Genomic DNA, 16,154 nt, shown 5'->3' with positions numbered 1-16,154 from the left:
CATACTTGTGGGAGAGGAGATACCAGAGGCGCACGGAGCAACACGAAGGGAAGGCGAGCCATGTCCATCCGCGACGACGCGGCCGAGGTCCGGTCCAGTGGCTGGCGGACGCTCGCCGCACTGCACGGGCTGATCGACGCCGCGTTGGAGAAGGCGCTCCAGGCGGAGCACAAGCTCTCGGTGGTCGAGTACACGGTGCTGGAGGCACTCTCCCGGCAGGACGGCTGGCACATGCGGATGCAGCAGCTGGCCCGCGCCGCGGCGCTGAGCAGCAGTGCGACCACCCGGCTGGTCAGCCGCCTGGAGGACCGCGGCCTGCTGGGGCGCTATCTCTGCGCGGACGACCGGCGGGGCATCTACACCGAGCTGACGCCGGCGGGCCGTGCCCTGCTGGAGGCCGCCCGCCCGGTGCACGACGCGACCCTGGAAGCGACCCTGACGCAGGCCGCCGAACTCCCCGAGCTGGCCCCGCTGGTGGACGCGCTCGCCGAGCTCGCCCCGGCGAAGGCACAGCCCCCGGTACCGGATTAACCGGATTAACCGAATTGGCGGTCCGGTACCGGGGTGCTGTGCCCTCGCCGATGCCGGGAGGCGGTGGCCCTCACCGCCGCCCGGCGGCCAGGGCGTCCCGGTGCACCCGGTCGAGCAGGGCGAGCAGCAGTTCCTTGCTGGACGCCCGCTCCCGGACGTCGCACAGCACCACCGGCACCTCCGGCCCGAGGTCGAGGGCGCGGCGGACGTCCTCCGGGGTGGCCTCCCGGCGGCCGTGGAAGCAGTTGACCCCGATGGCGAACGGGATTCCGCGCTGCTCGAAGAAGTCGACGGCGGCGAAGCTGGATTCGAGCCGCCGGGTGTCCGCGAGGACGATCGCGCCGAGGGCGCCGAGGGCGAGGTCGTCCCACATGAACCAGAACCGGAACTGCCCGGGCGTGCCGAAGAGGTAGAGCACCAGGTCCTCACGGACGGTGATCCGGCCGAAGTCCATCGCCACGGTGGTGGTGGACTTGTCCTGGACGCCTTCGAGGCTGTCGACCCCGATGCTGGCGCGGGTCATCCGCTCCTCGGTCTGCAGCGGTTCGATCTCACTGACCGAGCCGACCATGGTGGTCTTGCCGACGCCGAAGCCGCCGGCGACGAGGATCTTGACCGCGCCCGGCACCAGGCTCTGGGTCGTCACTTCGGGTCTCCTGGAAGGGAACTGGGAGTTTTACGAGGCGGGGAGGAGCGGGGCCGGGCCGTCGCCGTCCGTCAGAGCCGGCGGACACCCTCGATCACCGCCTGGATCAGCGAGATGTCCGGCGCCTCGGCGAGCTGGACCGGGGCCCGGGTGAGGATCAGCCGGGCCTCCGCCAGATCGTCCAGAAGCACCTTGACCACGCTCACCGGCAGGTCCATGCTGGCCGCGATCTCGGCGACGGCCAGCGGGCGTTCGCGGCACATGTCGAGGATCGCGGCCGGTTCGGGGGTCAACCGGCTGGTGTCGGCGCGCGGGTCGGCGGTGACCACCAGGGTGATGAGCGCGAAGCCGTCACGGACCGGGCCGGTGCGCCCGTTGGTGATCGCGTAGGGGCGGACCAGGTGGCCGGCGTCCTTGTCGTAGAACCAGCCCTCGTCGGCGTCGGCGGTGGTCACGCACCGCCACCCGCGCCGACCTGGCCCGCGTCGCTGCGCGGCGCCGCGGTGAGGTACTGGCCGACCTGCTTGACCAGCATGTTGATCTCGTAGGCCATCAGCCCGGCGTCCACCTGCTCGCTGGTGAGCACGGCGAGGCGGGCCCCCTGTCCGGCGGTGGTGACGAACAGGAACAGCTGGTCCATCTCGACGACGGTCTGCCGGACCCGCCCGCCGTTGAAGCGGTGCCCGGCGCCGCGGGCCAGGCTCTGCAGGCCGGAGGCGACGGCGGACAGGTGTTCGGCGTCGGCACGGTCGAGGCCCTGGGACATGCCGACCAGCAGGCCGTCCTCGGAGAGGACGATGGCGTGGCGGGTCTCGGGTACCCGCGCCACCAGCTGGTCCAGCAGCCAGTTGAGGTCGCGCTGGGTTTCGGTCTGCTGCTGCGTCATCACTGCTGTTCCTTGGCTTCCTGAACGGCGGAGGCTTCCGCGGCTTCCTCGGGGGCGGAGGCTGCGGCCGGCTGGGGGGCGATGGCGGGCGCGTCCGGTTCGGAACCGGCCGCGCGGGCGCTCCGGGTGCCGCGCTGGATGGCGGCCATGGTGGCGCGGGAGCGCGCCGGCGAGGGGGCGTCGGCCTCGCCGAACCGCGGGCCGCTCGGGGCGGCGTGGGCCCCGTGCGGCGCCGGAGTCCCGTGCGGCGCCGGGGCTCCGTACGGCGCTGCGGCTCCGTACGGCGAAGGCGGAGCGGCCGGATCCGATGGCGACGGGATCATGCCGCCGGGGGCGTTGGCCTCGCGGAGCTGCTCGGCGAGGCTGGCGTTGCGGACCCGCTGCGGCAGGACCCGCGGGGTGCGCAGTTCGCCGTCCGGGCCGTGCTCCACGTGGTCCTCCTGCGGGCGTTCGTGGGTGGGCGTCGACCGGTCGGCGGGAACCCCGTCGAACCCGGCGGCCGAGTCCGCGAGCGGCCCCGGCACGCCGCCGTGGACGCCGACGTCACCGGCGGCACCGGGCACCGGTCCGGCTACGAGCCCCGGTGCGAGTCCCGCCACGGGCTCCGCCGACGGATCGGTCGGCAGGTCGTAGGGACGCGGCAGCGCGGGCCGGGGGACCACCACGGCGCCGGGAAGGCCGGGGATCTCGGCGCCGACCGGCAGTCCGGCGTTCTCGGGAGCGGCCCCACCGGTCCCACCGTCCTGTCGCCCGAGCAGCTCGCCGATGGTCACCCCGCCGTCCTCCTCCCCGGAGGCGACGGAACCGGGGGCGACGTCCGCGGTCGTCCCGCCATCGGCAGCCGCAGCACCAGCCGCAGCCGCATCAGCGCCCGCAGCCGGTCCGGCCGATCCACCGCCGAGCAGCCCGCTGAGCACTCCCGACAGCGCGCCCGACAGTTCCTCGTCGACCTCGCCCAAGTCACCGTCCGACGGCCGTGGTTCCGACACCGGGGTGCGGGTGACCCGGGCGCCGGACGGCAGTCCGGGTACCGCGGCCGGGTGTTCGGCCTGCTCCAGCAGCACCGAGGGCACCAGGACCACGGCCCGGGTGCCGCCGTACGGCGAGGGCCGAAGGGTGACCTGGATGTCGTGCCGGGCGGCCAGCCGCGCGACGACGAACAGGCCGAGCCGCAGGTCGTCGCCGAGCGCGGAGACGTCCAGCTCGGGCGGGTTGGCCAGGTACTCGTTGAGCCGCTCGTACTCCTCCTCGGTCATGCCGAGGCCGCGGTCCTCCACCTCGACGGCCAGGCCCTTGGGGACCTCCTGGGCGGAGACCTGCACCTGGGTGTACGGCGGGGAGAAGGTGGTGCCGTTCTCGATCAGCTCGGCGACCAGGTGGATCACGTCGGCGACGGCCTGCCCGCTGAGGGAGGCGCGCGGCACGCCCTGGACGACGACCCGGGCGTAGTTCTCGGTTTCGGAGACGGCGCTGCGCAGCACGTTGACCATGGGCACGGCGTTGCGCCAGCGCCGGGCGGGCAGCGCGCCGCCGAGGATGACCAGGTTCTCGGCGTTGCGCCGCATCCGGGTGGCCAGGTGGTCGACCGCGAACAGTTCGCGCAGCAGCTCGGGTTCCTCGTGCTCGCGCTCCAGCGCGTCGAGCATGCTGATCTGGCGGTGGATCAGGATCTGGGTGCGGCGGGCGATGTTGAGGAAGACCTTCTTGGTCCCCTCGCGGCCCTGGGCCTGGTGGACGATGGCGGCGACGGCGGCCTGCCGGACGGCGGCCAGGCCGTCGGAGGTCTGCTGGACCTCGTCGCCGACCCGTCGCGAGGGCGTCCAGGTGGGCGGGGTGGGCACCGGCTCCCCGGCGCGCAGCCGCCCGACGACGTCGGGGATCTCCTGCTGGGCGAGCGCGAGGGTGTCGGTGCGCAGTACGGCCAGCCGGGCGGACAGGGCCCGGGCGGCCCGGACGCCGCGGATCAGGCTGACCAGCAGCACCACGGCGACGACGGCGGTGCCGGCCACCAGCGCGGTGCGGTTCCCGGCGTCGCGCAGCAGGTAGGCGGCGTAGCCCCAGGCGGCGGCGAGGCCCAGGCTGGGGACCAGAACGAGGGCGAGGAGCGAGCTGCGGAGGGAGCCGGACCGGCCGGCGCGGTGGCCCGTGCGGGGGGCCGATATGCCTGGCATCTGATTCCTTGTTGCAGGGCCGAGTTGCAGGCCGGGACTCGGGCCGAACGGCGGATCGGCCCGAGCGGACCGGACCGGGTTTCAGGGCGCCGAGGCCGGGGTCGCCGGACGGGGTGACGCGGTGTCACCGTCCGCGCGGGGTGCAGCACGGCCGCCGACGGCAGGAAACCTATCAGTCCCAGGTGGCCTCATCGCAACATCAACTGACGATATGTGAACGGGTGATGGCACCGCCGACCGGTTCCGACCGGAGTGTTCGCCAACGGAACGCCGCAGCTCAGTACAGGTGCCGTGAAGCGCGAACGGCTCCCGGGGAGGCCGGGCAGGCCTCTCCGGGAGCCGTCAGGAACAGGTCAAACCATCCAGGTCGGACCGTCGCTGTGCCGAAGGTTCGCCACCGCCCGGGCGGTGGTTCCTCCGCCGGATCAGCTCGCCGCGGAGAGCGGCACGACCCGGCCGTACCGCCGGTACCGGCCGTCCACCGCGGAGGCCGCGGAGGCCGCGGAGGCCGCGGACGCCGCAGACCCCGCGGAGGCCGCAGGAGCCACGGAGCCCGCGAAGCCCGTGGAGACCGTGGACGCCGCGGCGGCCCCGGACTCCAGCTGGTTCAGCTCGGTCCACGCCCAGCTCGTCAGGTCGGACAGCTCGTCCGACCACTGCTTGCCGTACGTGCCCGCCGCCACCTGTCCGAGCCGCAGCTTCTGCACGTCCGAGGTGCCGGCCGGGGCGTAGATGTGGGTGGCGTCCCGCAGGTAGCGGATGATGTTGTGCTCCTCCTGGGTGCCGCGCGCGGCGAAGATCTCCATCGCCTGGCGCGCCGAGTCCATCGCGTACTCGGTGTTGATGAGCTTGGCGTTCATCAGCTCGGCGTCGCAGGCCTTGCCGCGGTCGAGCAGGTGCGAGGCGTGGTACGCGGCCAACTTGGCGGTCATCAGCCGGGACTGCATCTCGCCGAGCTTGAGCGCGATGCTGTTCAGCTGGCCGATCGGCTTGCCGTAGAGCACCCGCTCCTCCGCGTAGCGCACGGTGTCCTCCACCACGGCGACGTGGATGCCGAGCGCGACGGCGCCGAGGTTGAGCCGGCCGTACAGGGTGGAGGAGGAGTACGCGACGTCGAGGCCCTGGCCCTCCTCGGCGAGCCGGTTGCCGACCGGGATCCGGCAGTCCTCGAAGACGAGCTCGCCGAAGCTGAAGCCGTGGAGGCCGCCCTGGGTGCCGACCGCGCCGGTGCGGAAGCCGGGCCGGTCGCTCTCGACGAGGAAGGCGGACAGGCCCTTGCTGCCCCGGTCGGTGCGGAAGACCACCCCGTGGACGTCGCCGATGTGCGAGTTGCCGACGAACACCTTGCGGCCGTTGAGCACGTACTCGTCGCCCTCGCGGCGGGCGGTGCCGGCCATGCCGAGCACGTGGCCGCCGGACTCCGGCTCGGTGACCGCGATCGTCGGCAAGCACTCGCCGGACGCGAACTTCGGCAGCCAGGCGCGCCGTTGGGCGTCGGAGCCGAAGTGGATGACCTTGGCGACACCGAGCTGTGAGGCCTGCGCCATCGCGCCCATCGCGCCGCTGACGCGGGCCAGCTCCTCCACGATGATCGTCTTGGCGAGGTGTCCCAGGCCCAGACCGCCGAACTCGCGCGGGATCGTGACACCGATCCAGCCCCGGCGGGCGATCTCCCGCGAGAGCTCGAACTCGATCTCCCGGTCGGCCTCCATTCTGGCCACCTGAGGACGTACCTCCTTCTCCGCGAACTCACGGACCTCCGCTCGGAGGCTCTCGTGTCGCTCGTCGGTGAAGTAGTCCATCGCCATGCTGGGTCCTCTCGTTCCGGTGGGTGTCGTGCCTCCGTTCACGCCGTAGATGCCGCTCCGGCCGCGCCCCCTGCGAGATGAGGGTGGGGGTGTGGAGGTGTGGCGGTGCCGATCGCGTCGAAGCCATCGGTGCATGCGGACCTTGGATCGGGTCTCCCGTGGGGCAGGGAAACTACCGTCCGTGTCTTCGGCAGGGCTCATTGTCATATGTGTACATGGGCTCCACACATAGTCGATCTTGGATTGGCGGAATTCGGCCCGTCACGCCGGCGACTGGTTTTGCGGGCGTGCCGGGTGGGGATTGACCTTGCCCCGCTTCTGCGCCCACCACGGGGTCGCTCACATGCCGCTTTGACTGTTCATCAGCAAGGAAGACGATCGGTCCCGGTAGCACCGCGACGCCCGGATGTCTGATTACATGTGCGCCATGACTGATGTGATGAGCACTCAAGGCCAGTTCCCGGGTGCTGCCGGGGAGTCCGAGCGGACCCGCAGGCTGCGCAGCCTGGGTCTCAACGAACCCTCCGCGGACGAGGCCTTCGACCGCTTCGCCCACCTGGCAGCCAGCATCACCCGCGCTCCCATCGCGATGGTCAACTTCATCAACGACGAGCGCCAGATGTTCCGGGGGCTCTACATCCCGCCAAACACCGCCGAAGTCGCGGCCGAAGAAGGCGCGTCGTGGGCGGATCGGGGCATCGCCTTCGACCTTCCCACCCGGCAGATGCCGATGAGCCACGGCTTCTGCCCGCACGTGGTCGCCCAGCGCTCGCCCCTCGCACTGGACGACATCCTCGCCTACCCCCGGTTCGCCGGGAACCCCGTCGTGGACGAACTGGGCGTCCGGGCCTACCTCGGAGCCCCGCTCGTCGACGACACCAACACCGTCATCGGCACCGTCTGCGTCCTCGACCGGGAACCCCGGCAGTGGGGGCGCGAGCGCCTGCGCGACATCCAGCACCTCGCCGAGGCGCTGCTGTCCGAGATCCGGCTGCGCGACAACCTGCTCGCCCAGCAGCAGGAGATGTTCGCGGCCTTCGACGGCTCCCCGTTCCCCATCATGCTGACCGACGGCCCCGGCCAGGAGATCCGCTACGCGAACGCCCAGCACGCCGACACCTTCGGCCCCCCGGTGGCGTACGGATCGATCGGCACGGCCTACCCGCAGCTCGGCGCGGCCGGCCTCCAGCAGGCCGTCTCGGAGGCGTACCACACCGGTCGCGCCACCGTCCTCAACGACGTCCGGATCCAGTCCGGCCGCCCCGAGGTACAGCGCATCCAGCAGATCTTCAGCTTCACCTGCACCCCGCTGCGGGTGGCGCGCACCGGCCAGGTCAACGGCGTCCTCACCGTCGGCATGGACGTCACCGCCCAGTCCCGCACCGAGGAGGAACTCGGCACGCTGGCCGCACTGCTGGTCGACCGGCTCCAGCAGAACGGCGCCGTCACGCCGACCGCTCGACCGGGTGCCGCCGGTGGGTCCGGACTCGTCCTGCCGAGCTGAGCGGCCGACCGTCGCCCGTGCGCGGCAGCGCGGCCCGCGGCCGCACCAGCCCTCCGCACCATCCGTACCGTCCACCACCGTGGCGGGGCGCCTCTCACCCCCGAGGAGAGGCTCCCCGCCACGCTGCCGTTCGGGGCCAGCGGCTCACGGCAGTTCACCCGCTGCTCCGGCTGCCCGCTGCTTCGGGCGCCCCGCTGCTCCGGCCGAGCGGGTGAACCGTCCGCCGCCCCCGCCCCTGCCGGACCCCGCGGCGGGCCGCCGGTGGTAGGCATGGGCCGCATGGACTGGATGGACTGGTTCGCCGCCCCCGACTACTGGCTGAGCCGACTGCTCGTCCAACGCCTGCTCGCCGGCCTCTACCTGATCGGATTCGTCGCCGCCGCCGCGCAGTTCCGGGCGCTCATCGGCACCGACGGCATGCTGCCGGTGCCCCGCTTCACCGCCCGGGTCCCCTTCCGTCGGTCGCCCGGGCTCTTCCACCTCCACTACAGCGACCGCTTCTTCGCCGCCGTCGCCTGGAGCGGCGCCGCGCTGTCCGCCGCCGTCGCGGCCGGGCTCGGCGACGCCGTCCCGCTCTGGGCCTCGATCCTGCTCTGGGCGGCGCTCTGGCTCCTCTACCTCTCCATCGTCAACGTCGGGCAGACCTGGTACTCCTTCGGCTGGGAGTCGCTGCTGCTCGAAGCGGGCTCCCTGGCCGTCTTCCTCGGCAACGCCGACACCGCGCCGCCCACCCCCGTGCTCTGGCTGATGCGCTGGCTGGTCTTCCGGGTCGAGTTCGGCGCCGGACTGATCAAACTCCGCGGCGACAGCTGCTGGCGCGACCTGACCTGCCTGCGCTACCACCACGAGACCCAGCCCATGCCCGGACCGCTCAGCTGGTTCTTCCACCACCTGCCCGATCCCCTGCACCGGGTCGAGGTGGCGGCCAACCACTTCGTCCAACTCGTCGTCCCGATCGGCCTGCTGCTCCCGCAACCGGTCGCGACCTACGCGGCCTGCGCCGTCGTCGCCACCCAGCTCTGGCTGATCGCGTCCGGCAACTTCGCCTGGCTCAACTGGCTGACCGTCGTCCTCGCCCTCGCCGCCGTCGAACCGGGCCGCCTCGGACTGCCCCGCCACGCCCACGACTTCCCCGGAGCCCCCGTCTGGTACCAGGTACTGGTGACCGCCGTGACCGCCGCCGTCCTGGTGCTCAGCTACTGGCCGGTGCGGAACATGCTCTCGCGCGGCCAGGTGATGAACCGCTCCTTCAACCGGCTGCACCTCGTCAACACCTACGGCGCCTTCGGCAGCGTAAACCGCCTCCGGCAGGAGGTCGTGGTCGAGGGCACCGACGAGGCCGTCCTCACCCCGCACACCGTCTGGCGCGAGTACGGCTTCAAGGGCAAACCCGGCGACGTGCGCCGCCTCCCGCGCCAGTACGCCCCCTACCACCTGCGGCTGGACTGGCTGATGTGGTTCGCCGGCATCTCCCCGGCCTACGCCCGCCCCTGGTTCCTGCCCTTTGTCGCCCGCTTGCTGACCGGCGACCGGGCGACCCTGCGGCTGCTGCGCCACAACCCCTTCCCCGACGCCCCACCGACCCACGTCCGGGCGACCCTCTACCTCTACCGGTTCACCGGATGGCGCGAACTACGGGAAACCGGCGCGTGGTGGAACCGCACGGCGCTCCACGAGTACCTCGCGCCGGTCGACCTGCCCACCCTCGGCCGGGCCGGCTTCCGTCCGCCGCTCGGCCGCCAGGCTCGCGGCGTCCGTGACGTCCCGCTGGACCGGCTGCGGCGGCGCCCACGCCCACCGCGGGCGGAGCGCCCTGGTGACCAGCCCGGCGAGCGGCCCGGCGGTCCGTCCGGCCACCCGTACGGACCAGCGCCGGACCACCCGGGCGGACCTCCCGGGTAGCGGCCAGGCGGGCGGTATGGCATACGACACCGGCCCTTCCGGCGGTGGGTGCGTGCAAGGCTCGAACGGGCACCCGTATTCTGGGCCTCCACAACCGGCAGCCCGACCGCGCGCCCCCGTGCCCCGCCCCCGGGGCAACCCCGCGCAACCGGTCCGCCGCCCCCTCGCCGCCAGCCCCGCCGTCGTCGCCCAGAACCGGACCTCACATGACAGTGCTTCACTCGCGCAACGCCGACGCAGCCGACCCGGCGGACGTCGCCGACGCCGCAGACGTCAAGGACCCCCAGGACGCCGCCGCGGAGCCCGACCTCCGCGAAGACCTCGGCCGCTACGCCGACCTCGGGGCCTTCACGCTCAGCGCCGACACCCACGCCTGGTACGCGGCCGTCGACACCGTCGCCACCCCCGAGGACGCCCGCGCCGCCTCCACCGCCCTCGCCGAACTTCGCGGCCGTGACCTTCACCAGACCTGGGAAGCCGTCACCGCCCTGGCCGCCGAGGCCAAGCTGGACGAGCCCGACACCGTCGCCAAGGCCGCGCTGCTGGTCGAGATGCTCCAACGCGTGCACCGCACCTCCGCCACCCTCAGCACCGCCGCGTACGACGCCGACCTCGTCGCTCTCGCCGCCGCCACCGCCGACAGCACCTGGCGCCGCGAGAACGGCGTCAAGCTCTCCTGGCTGCGCGCTCGCTCGCTGCGCAAGCAGGCCACCGCCCTCGCCCACGACCGTAAGGTCCGCCGCGAGGACCTGCACGAGGCGCTCACCTCCGCCGAGATCGAGCGCCGCGCCTGGGCCGCCCTCGCCCCTGCCGGCAGCCTCCCGAGCGTGCCCGCCGACGGTGACCTCGTCGACCGCACCGCCCAGGCCTTCGAGCCGATCAACACCGGCCTGCGCGGCCTCGCCTGGCTGCTGCCCGACCACGACCTGGACGGGCTCGCCTTCGCGGAACTGGCCGACCTGGTCGAGCGCCTGGCCGCCGACGAGGGCACCCTCTACCGCCTGCCGACGATCCGTGGCCTGCGCGCCACCCTCGAGGAGGCCGGCCTCGCCGACCTGCTCGCCGAACTCACCGCGGCGAAGGCCGACCGCCGCGCCGCCGAAGCCGCGTACGCGGCGCGCCAGGCGCTGGTGGCCGGGCAGCGGGACGGACTGGCGGCGGCGCCGGTCGTCGAGGACGCCGGGACCGCCGATGTCGAGGCCGAGGCCGCCGCGCGTCAGGCGCTGGCGGGCGGGCAGCGGGACGGGCTGACGGAGGAGCCGGTCGTCGAGGCCGTCGAGGCCGTCACCGAGGAGCCGGTCGCCGAGACGGCTGACGACGCCGAGGCCGAGGCTGAGACCGATGTCGAGGCGTCCGACGCCGAGCTGACCGACGCGGAGGCGGAGGCCGCCGCGCGTCAGGCGCTGGCGGGCGGGCAGTGGGACGGACTGACGGAGGAGACGCCGGTTTCGGTTACGGCTCCGGTCGAGGAAACCGCTGAGGCTGAGGCCGATGCCGAGGTCGTTGAGGCGGCGTCGGCATCGGGCGTCGATTCCGCCGGGACCGAGTCGGTTGTGGAGGAGGCGGTGACGGAGGAGGCCCCGGCTGCGGTGGTGTCCCTCCCGGCACCTTCCCCGGCCGCCGACGACCTGGTGGCCGCCGCGACCGCCGCGCTCGCCGAGGCTGCGGCTGCGGACGAGGTCGCGGTTGAGGCCGAAACGGCCGAGGCCGAGGAGCCCGCCGTCGAGGTCGAGGCCGAGGTCGAGGCCGTGACCGGCGCCGAGGTTGAGGCCGATGCGGAGGTCGAGCCGGAGGCCGTCGAGGCCGAGGTCGCGGTGGAAGCCCCTGCCGCTGAGGCTGTCGAGCCGGTGACCGACGCGGAAGCCGTCGAGGAGGCTCCGGCCGTGACGGTGGAGGAGCCCGTGGCCGCTGTCGAGGAGCCGGTCGTCGAGGATGCGGAGCCGGTCGAGGCAGTGACCGCCGAGGCTGAAGTTGAGGTCGAGGTCGAGGTTGAGGCCGCGGAGCCCGCCGCGGAACCCGAGGCCGTCGTCGAGGCCCCCGCCACCGAGCCGGAGCCCGAGCCCGCCGTCGAGGTCGAGGCCGAGGTCGAGGCCGTGACCGGCGCCGAGGTTGAGGCCGATGCGGAGGTCGAGCCGGAGGCCGTCGAGGCCGAGGTCGCGGTGGAAGCCCCTGCCGCTGAGGCTGTCGAGCCGGTGACCGACGCGGAAGCCGTCGAGGAGGCTCCGGCCGTGACGGTGGAGGAGCCCGTGACCGCTGTCGAGGAGCCGGTCGTCGAGGATGCGGAGCCGGTCGAGGCAGTGACCGCCGAGGCTGAAGTTGAGGTCGAGGTCGAGGTTAAGGCCGTCGTCGAGGCCCCCGCCACCGAGCCGGAGCCCGAGCCCGCCGCCGAGGCCCCCGTTGCAGCCGAGGAGCCCGCCGCCGAACAGCCCCTCGCTGAGACGCCCGTGGCCGAGGAGCCCGCCGGCCGTCCCGCGAAGCCGGACTTCACCCCCGGCCGCCCCGTGACCGCCTACTCCGGCGACGAACTGCTCGCCGTCGTCCGCTGGATCGACACCGACGGCACCGAGCGGAGCGACGAGGAGCTGCTCCGCGCGGCCATGAAGGAGCTGGGCTTCGCCCGTCTCGGGCCGCGGATCAAGGAGGCGCTGGGCGCCGCCGTCGCCGCCGCGCGCGGCTGACGCCCGGCCGACGGCCGTACGGAACAGGGCCCGGAACGCACTCGCGTCCCGGGCCCTGTGTCATGCGGCTGTGGAAGCCGCAGCGCACGGAAGCGTCAGCCGGCCTTGTTCCACGGCTGGCCGGCCATCAGCGCCTTCACGTTGGAGACGTACTTCGGGTTCGGGATGTCCAGGCTGCCGACGACCTCGCTCGTGGTCGGGTCGGTGACGGCGTTGTAGTGCACGTTGCCCGCGCCCGCGTTGTACGCCGAGATGACCAGGTCGAGCAGCGGGGTCTTGCCGGTGGCCGGGTCGGGGGAGAGGTCGTACTTGCCGCCGAAGGAGGAGTCGCCGTAGTAGGCGACCAGCCAGTCGAGCAGCTGGGTGCCGAGCTGGACGTTCCCGTTGAGCGTTTTGGGGTCGGAGTTGGTGCCGTACTTGCCGTTCATCCAGCTCACGGTGTTCTGCATGATCTGCATGGTGCCGATGCCGCCGTCGCAGGCGAGGATGCCGGACTGCCAGCCGCTCTCCTGCCAGGCGATGGCCTTGACCAGGTTGACCGGCAGCGACGGGAGCTTGTCGGTGCCGCCCGAGCTGAGGTTGAGCACCCGGGGCTGGCCGGCCGCCGCCGTGAGGGCGGCGCCCACGGTCGCCTTGGGATCGTCGGGCTGGGGCTTGCTGGGCTGGCAGCCGCTCTGCAGCGGGGGCACGTGCGGGACGGGCGGCGCGGGCGGCGGCGGGAGGGCCACGGCGCCGGGCTTGGCGGTGGGGACGGGCGCGGGAACGGCGGGCTTCTCGACCGGCGGCTGGGTGGTGGGTGCGGCGGCCGCGTTGCCGCCGCCGCTCTTGGCGTTTCCGCTCTGGGCGCCGGGCGTGGCCTTCGCCGACTTGCTCGGCCCGGCGCTCGGGCTGTGCGAGGAGCCGGCGGACGCCGAGTCGGTGGGCGCCGGGGTCGCGCTCGCGGACGGGCCGGCGCCGGCCGTCTCGCCGGGTGTGGCGCCGGCGGCCGTGAGCGTCGTGCTCGCCGCCGCGTTCGGGTGCTTGTCGGCGCTCTCGGTGCCGCAACCCGCCAGTACGGCGGTCGAGACGGCGACGGCGGAGACCAGTACGGTTGTCCGCCGGGTGGTGCTCAACTTCATGGTTCGTCCCCCCACTTGTCGCCGGGAGTCCCATCAGCCCGGCGAGTGGCGGTCATCCTACGATGTGGTCTCCCCGCCGAATGTGAACGGGTGGTCGATTGCCTGCCGGAGGACGGTCGGAGCGGTCACCAGGGAGGGGCCGTACCAGGTCAGGTGCCGTCCGTCGGCCAGCACGACCGGGATGCCGGGGAACGCCTCCGGGCCGTCCTCGGCGGTGAAGCGGTACGGCTCGTCGGGCAGCACCACCAGCTCCGGTCGGCTCGCCAGCAGTTCGGGCAGCGGCACGGTCGGGTAGCGCTCGGGGTGGTCGGCGTGGACCAGTCGCAGGCCGAGGCGGTGCAGCAGGTCCCCGGCGAAGGTGTCGCGGCCGAGCACCATCCACGGGCGGCGCCAGATCGGCACGATCGTCCGCGGGCCGTCCGCCGTCGGCCGTACGTCGCGCCAAGCCGCCTCCGCCCGGTCCAGCCAGGCCGGGCGCGGCAGCCGACAGGCGACGGTGAGCAGCCGGTCGAGCGAGCGGAAGGCGTCCTCCAGGGTGCGGATGTCGGTGACCCAGACCGGCACCCCGGCGGCCCGGAGCGCGTCGAGGTCGGGGCGGCGGTTCTCCTCGTCGTTGGCGATCACCAGGTCCGGGGCGAGCGCGAGGACGCCCGGCAGGTCCGGGTTCTTGGTGCCGCCGATCCGGGCCACGGCCAGGTCCGCGGGGTGGCTGCACCAGTTGGTGGCGCCGACCAGCAGACCGGGCGCGGTGGCGGCGACCGCTTCGGTCAGCGAGGGCACCAGCGAGACCACCCGGCGCGGCGGGAACGGACCGAGTGTTACCGGCAGGTCGAGATCGTCGCGCGGGTCGGTGGGGTCGGCCATCCGGCCACCCTATGCGGGCTGTGCCGCGCATGTCCGCTCCGCTGCGCCGCGCACGGGCGCTCCGCTGTGCCGAGTACGGGCGGTCGGGAAGGACCGGAAATCGCCGGGCGATCCCCGGGAACCGGGCGCGGACCCGGCCCGACTACCTGGTCCGGGTCCGCAGCGCGGGCCCACGGGCTACCCCGTCACGGTCGCCGACTGCGCGGGCAAGGAGACGACCATCGCCAAGGCCCCGACCAGGATCGTCACCAGCAACGCGGCGAGCCTGGAAATGCTGCTCCAACTCGGCGCGGGTGACCGGGCCGCACCGTCTACCGGCACTTGCGGCCGAGCGCGGGGCGCGTGCTGCTGGCCGGGCAGGACCTCGGGGCGCTGCGGCCCGCGCAGTCCGCCCGGCACATCGGCGCACTGCCCCAGGAGCGCGGCGGCGACTTCGAGTTGAGCGTGCGCGAGGTGGTGGCGATGGGCCGCACCCCGTACAAGCGGGCCTTCGCGGCCGACGACCCCGAGGACCACCGGATCACTGCGGAGGCCCTGCTCCGGGTCGGCATGGCCGACGCCGCCGAGCGCCGCTTCGCCCAACTGTCCGGCGGCGAACGGCAACGGGTGCTGCTCGCCCGGGCACTCGCCCAGCAGCCGGACGTCCTGGTGCTGGACGAGCCGACCAACCACCTGGACGTCCGGCACCAGGTCGAACTCCTCGCGCTGCTGCGGGAACAGCGCCGCACCACGCTGGTCGCGCTGCACGACCTCAACGCCGCCGCGTCGGTCTGCGACCGGCTGCACGTGCTGCACCGCGGCGCCCTGGTGGCCTCCGGGGCGCCGCGCGAGGTGCTGACCGCAGACCTCCTGGCCGAGGTGTTCGGCGTCCGCGCCGCGGTGGTCGAACACCCACTCACCGGCGACCCGTTGATCGCCTTCGACCACCGCTCCCCGGCGGGCGTCCCCGGGCAGCTCGGGTAATCCGGCGCGGGGGCGGCCCGGCCTCACCGGCTCTGCGGTACGGCGGCTCTGCGGCCCGGCCGCTCCGCAGCTCTGCGGCTCTGCGACTCAACGGCTTTCGTAGTGGCTCGGCCGGCCGTCCCGCTCCACCAGTCGGCCGAGCCGGGCGGCCTCCTCGTTGCGGAGCAACTCCCATCTGCCGTCCGGGCGGTGGAGCACCGCCGAGTGCCAGGGCGTCATCCAGGCGTCGGCGGCCGCCAGCAGTCGGATGCCGAACTTCGCCGCGCCGACCGGCTGCGGGTGGATGGACAGCCGCACCGCCCGCGGATGCTGCTCGCCGATCAACTCGCCCCAGGCCCGGCTGCGTTGGATCACCCCGTAGGCGCGGCGTCGGCACTCCCGCTGCAGGGCGGACCTGGTGCCGGGGAAGCCCGTGGTGTCCTCGGTGAGGAAGCGGGTGATGCCGCGGTAGAGCCGCAGCGTCTCCTGCTCGGTCAGCACCTGCTCGCGCAGTTCCTCGACGCTCGGCGCGTACCGCTCGTGCACCCGGGCGCGCTTCTCGTCGTACGGCAGCTCGCCGAGCACCGCCCGCAGGTCGAAGGTGTCGAGGTGGCGCAGGCCCTCGCGGTCGATCATCGCGGTCAACTCGTCCGAGTACGCGTCGATGTGGGGGTCGGCGACGTTGATCAGGTCGCCGAAGATGTGGCCGTCCGAGCAGATCAGGATCCGTGCGCCGGGCGGGTGGATCCGGCCTATCCGGGCGCACAGCTCGTCGAGGAAGGTCAGGGACAACCGTTCCCCCTCGTCGGGCAGGTGGCCGAGCACCTTCGCGGGGTTCGGCGACTTGCACGGAAACCCCGGCAGGGTGAAGACGACGGGCTCGCCCGCGTCGATGTAGCCCGCCAACTGGGCCAGCTGGAAGGGGAAGTGCTCCGGGCGAGCGTCGAACTCCGGGTCGGCGGCGCGGCGGTGCGGGAGCAGCAGTCCGAGGATGCGGGCGGCGAGCCGCTCCGTCGACCGCTGCTCGGGGGTGCTGGTGATGCCGGTGACGAAGGAGGCGGCGGGGGTGAGGGGGGCGGCGCCGACGGGCGGCATGATGGATCT

Annotated in this window: 12 protein-coding genes and 1 pseudogene; 5 read left to right on the top strand and 8 right to left on the bottom strand. The window is 73.4% G+C overall.

Going from position 1 to position 16,154, the window contains the following annotated elements; all coding sequences use genetic code 11:
* Positions 1–60 precede the first annotated feature (60 nt).
* Positions 61–531, top strand: coding sequence for a MarR family winged helix-turn-helix transcriptional regulator (locus HS99_RS30755; protein ID WP_030551750.1), 471 nt, complete (start codon positions 61–63; stop codon positions 529–531).
* Positions 532–601: 70 nt separating this feature from the next.
* On the opposite strand, the gene HS99_RS30750 is transcribed toward HS99_RS30755, so the two are convergent.
* The 5 genes from HS99_RS30750 to HS99_RS30730 all read right to left on the bottom strand — a co-directional run bounded on the left by HS99_RS30750 (position 602) and on the right by HS99_RS30730 (position 6,042).
* Positions 602–1,177, bottom strand: a complete 576-nt coding sequence (locus tag HS99_RS30750) for a GTP-binding protein (RefSeq protein WP_030280204.1) — start codon at positions 1,175–1,177, stop codon at positions 602–604.
* 71 nt (positions 1,178–1,248) lie between these two features.
* On the bottom strand, positions 1,249–1,632 hold the full coding sequence (locus tag HS99_RS30745) for a DUF742 domain-containing protein (protein ID WP_030280206.1): 384 nt from the start codon (positions 1,630–1,632) through the stop codon (positions 1,249–1,251).
* The gene (locus HS99_RS30740) at positions 1,629–2,063 is read right to left on the bottom strand and encodes a roadblock/LC7 domain-containing protein (protein WP_030280208.1); all 435 of its coding nucleotides are present in this window, start codon (positions 2,061–2,063) and stop codon (positions 1,629–1,631) included. Before HS99_RS30740 ends, HS99_RS30745 begins: the two co-directional genes overlap by 4 nt.
* Positions 2,063–4,234: a sensor histidine kinase gene (locus HS99_RS30735; protein ID WP_050366473.1), complete on the bottom strand. Its 2,172-nt coding sequence runs from the start codon at positions 4,232–4,234 to the stop codon at positions 2,063–2,065. The genes HS99_RS30740 and HS99_RS30735 overlap by 1 nt, the downstream gene beginning before the upstream one ends.
* Before the next feature lie 425 nt (positions 4,235–4,659).
* Positions 4,660–6,042 (bottom strand): acyl-CoA dehydrogenase family protein, encoded by a 1,383-nt coding sequence (locus tag HS99_RS30730; protein WP_063737986.1) that lies wholly within the window; start codon positions 6,040–6,042, stop codon positions 4,660–4,662.
* A gap of 427 nt (positions 6,043–6,469) precedes the next feature.
* Here HS99_RS30730 and HS99_RS30725 point away from each other — a divergent pair, with 427 nt between their 5' ends.
* The 3 genes from HS99_RS30725 to HS99_RS45380 all read left to right on the top strand — a co-directional run bounded on the left by HS99_RS30725 (position 6,470) and on the right by HS99_RS45380 (position 12,126).
* Positions 6,470–7,546, top strand: coding sequence for a GAF domain-containing protein (locus HS99_RS30725; protein WP_046386579.1), 1,077 nt, complete (start codon positions 6,470–6,472; stop codon positions 7,544–7,546).
* Positions 7,547–7,834: 288 nt separating this feature from the next.
* A complete protein-coding gene (locus HS99_RS30720; RefSeq protein ID WP_078938886.1) occupies positions 7,835–9,448 on the top strand; it encodes a lipase maturation factor family protein in 1,614 nt (537 codons plus the stop codon).
* Positions 9,449–9,654: 206 nt separating this feature from the next.
* Positions 9,655–12,126 (top strand): hypothetical protein, encoded by a 2,472-nt coding sequence (locus tag HS99_RS45380; RefSeq protein WP_063737988.1) that lies wholly within the window; start codon positions 9,655–9,657, stop codon positions 12,124–12,126.
* Positions 12,127–12,221: 95 nt separating this feature from the next.
* Here the strand turns inward: HS99_RS45380 and HS99_RS30710 are convergent, their stop codons facing one another.
* Together HS99_RS30710 and HS99_RS30705 are read right to left on the bottom strand one after the other, a co-directional pair.
* Positions 12,222–13,244, bottom strand: coding sequence for a transglycosylase SLT domain-containing protein (locus tag HS99_RS30710; protein ID WP_050366470.1), 1,023 nt, complete (start codon positions 13,242–13,244; stop codon positions 12,222–12,224).
* A gap of 57 nt (positions 13,245–13,301) precedes the next feature.
* The gene (locus HS99_RS30705) at positions 13,302–14,108 is read right to left on the bottom strand and encodes a helical backbone metal receptor (protein WP_157846545.1); all 807 of its coding nucleotides are present in this window, start codon (positions 14,106–14,108) and stop codon (positions 13,302–13,304) included.
* A gap of 303 nt (positions 14,109–14,411) precedes the next feature.
* Here HS99_RS30705 and HS99_RS30700 point away from each other — a divergent pair.
* Positions 14,412–15,071 (top strand): annotated as a pseudogene (locus HS99_RS30700) (ABC transporter ATP-binding protein); the annotation flags it as partial.
* Between the two features lie 87 nt (positions 15,072–15,158).
* On the opposite strand, the gene HS99_RS30695 reads toward HS99_RS30700, so the two are convergent.
* The gene (locus HS99_RS30695) at positions 15,159–16,145 is read right to left on the bottom strand and encodes an L-tyrosine/L-tryptophan isonitrile synthase family protein (RefSeq protein ID WP_050366469.1); all 987 of its coding nucleotides are present in this window, start codon (positions 16,143–16,145) and stop codon (positions 15,159–15,161) included.
* Between the last annotated feature and the right edge of the window lie 9 nt (positions 16,146–16,154).

It is taken from the genome of Kitasatospora aureofaciens (genome assembly GCF_001188955.3).
GTDB lineage: Bacteria > Actinomycetota > Actinomycetes > Streptomycetales > Streptomycetaceae > Kitasatospora > Kitasatospora aureofaciens.
Note: the sequence above shows the minus strand (reverse complement) of the source record. Positions and strands in the feature narration are given on the sequence as shown.

Bases quoted from the DNA above. Each gene is read 5' to 3' on its own strand.
- HS99_RS30755 (WP_030551750.1), top strand. From the start codon at position 61: ATGTCCATCCGCGACGACGCGGCCGAGGTCCGGTCCAGTGGCTGGCGG.
- HS99_RS30740 (WP_030280208.1), bottom strand. From the start codon at position 2,063: ATGACGCAGCAGCAGACCGAAACCCAGCGCGACCTCAACTGGCTGCTG.
- HS99_RS30735 (WP_050366473.1), bottom strand. From the start codon at position 4,234: ATGCCAGGCATATCGGCCCCCCGCACGGGCCACCGCGCCGGCCGGTCC.
- HS99_RS30730 (WP_063737986.1), bottom strand. From the start codon at position 6,042: ATGGCGATGGACTACTTCACCGACGAGCGACACGAGAGCCTCCGAGCG.
- HS99_RS30725 (WP_046386579.1), top strand. From the start codon at position 6,470: ATGACTGATGTGATGAGCACTCAAGGCCAGTTCCCGGGTGCTGCCGGG.
- HS99_RS30720 (WP_078938886.1), top strand. From the start codon at position 7,835: ATGGACTGGTTCGCCGCCCCCGACTACTGGCTGAGCCGACTGCTCGTC.
- HS99_RS45380 (WP_063737988.1), top strand. From the start codon at position 9,655: ATGACAGTGCTTCACTCGCGCAACGCCGACGCAGCCGACCCGGCGGAC.
- HS99_RS30710 (WP_050366470.1), bottom strand. From the start codon at position 13,244: ATGAAGTTGAGCACCACCCGGCGGACAACCGTACTGGTCTCCGCCGTC.
- HS99_RS30705 (WP_157846545.1), bottom strand. From the start codon at position 14,108: ATGGCCGACCCCACCGACCCGCGCGACGATCTCGACCTGCCGGTAACA.
- HS99_RS30695 (WP_050366469.1), bottom strand. From the start codon at position 16,145: ATGCCGCCCGTCGGCGCCGCCCCCCTCACCCCCGCCGCCTCCTTCGTC.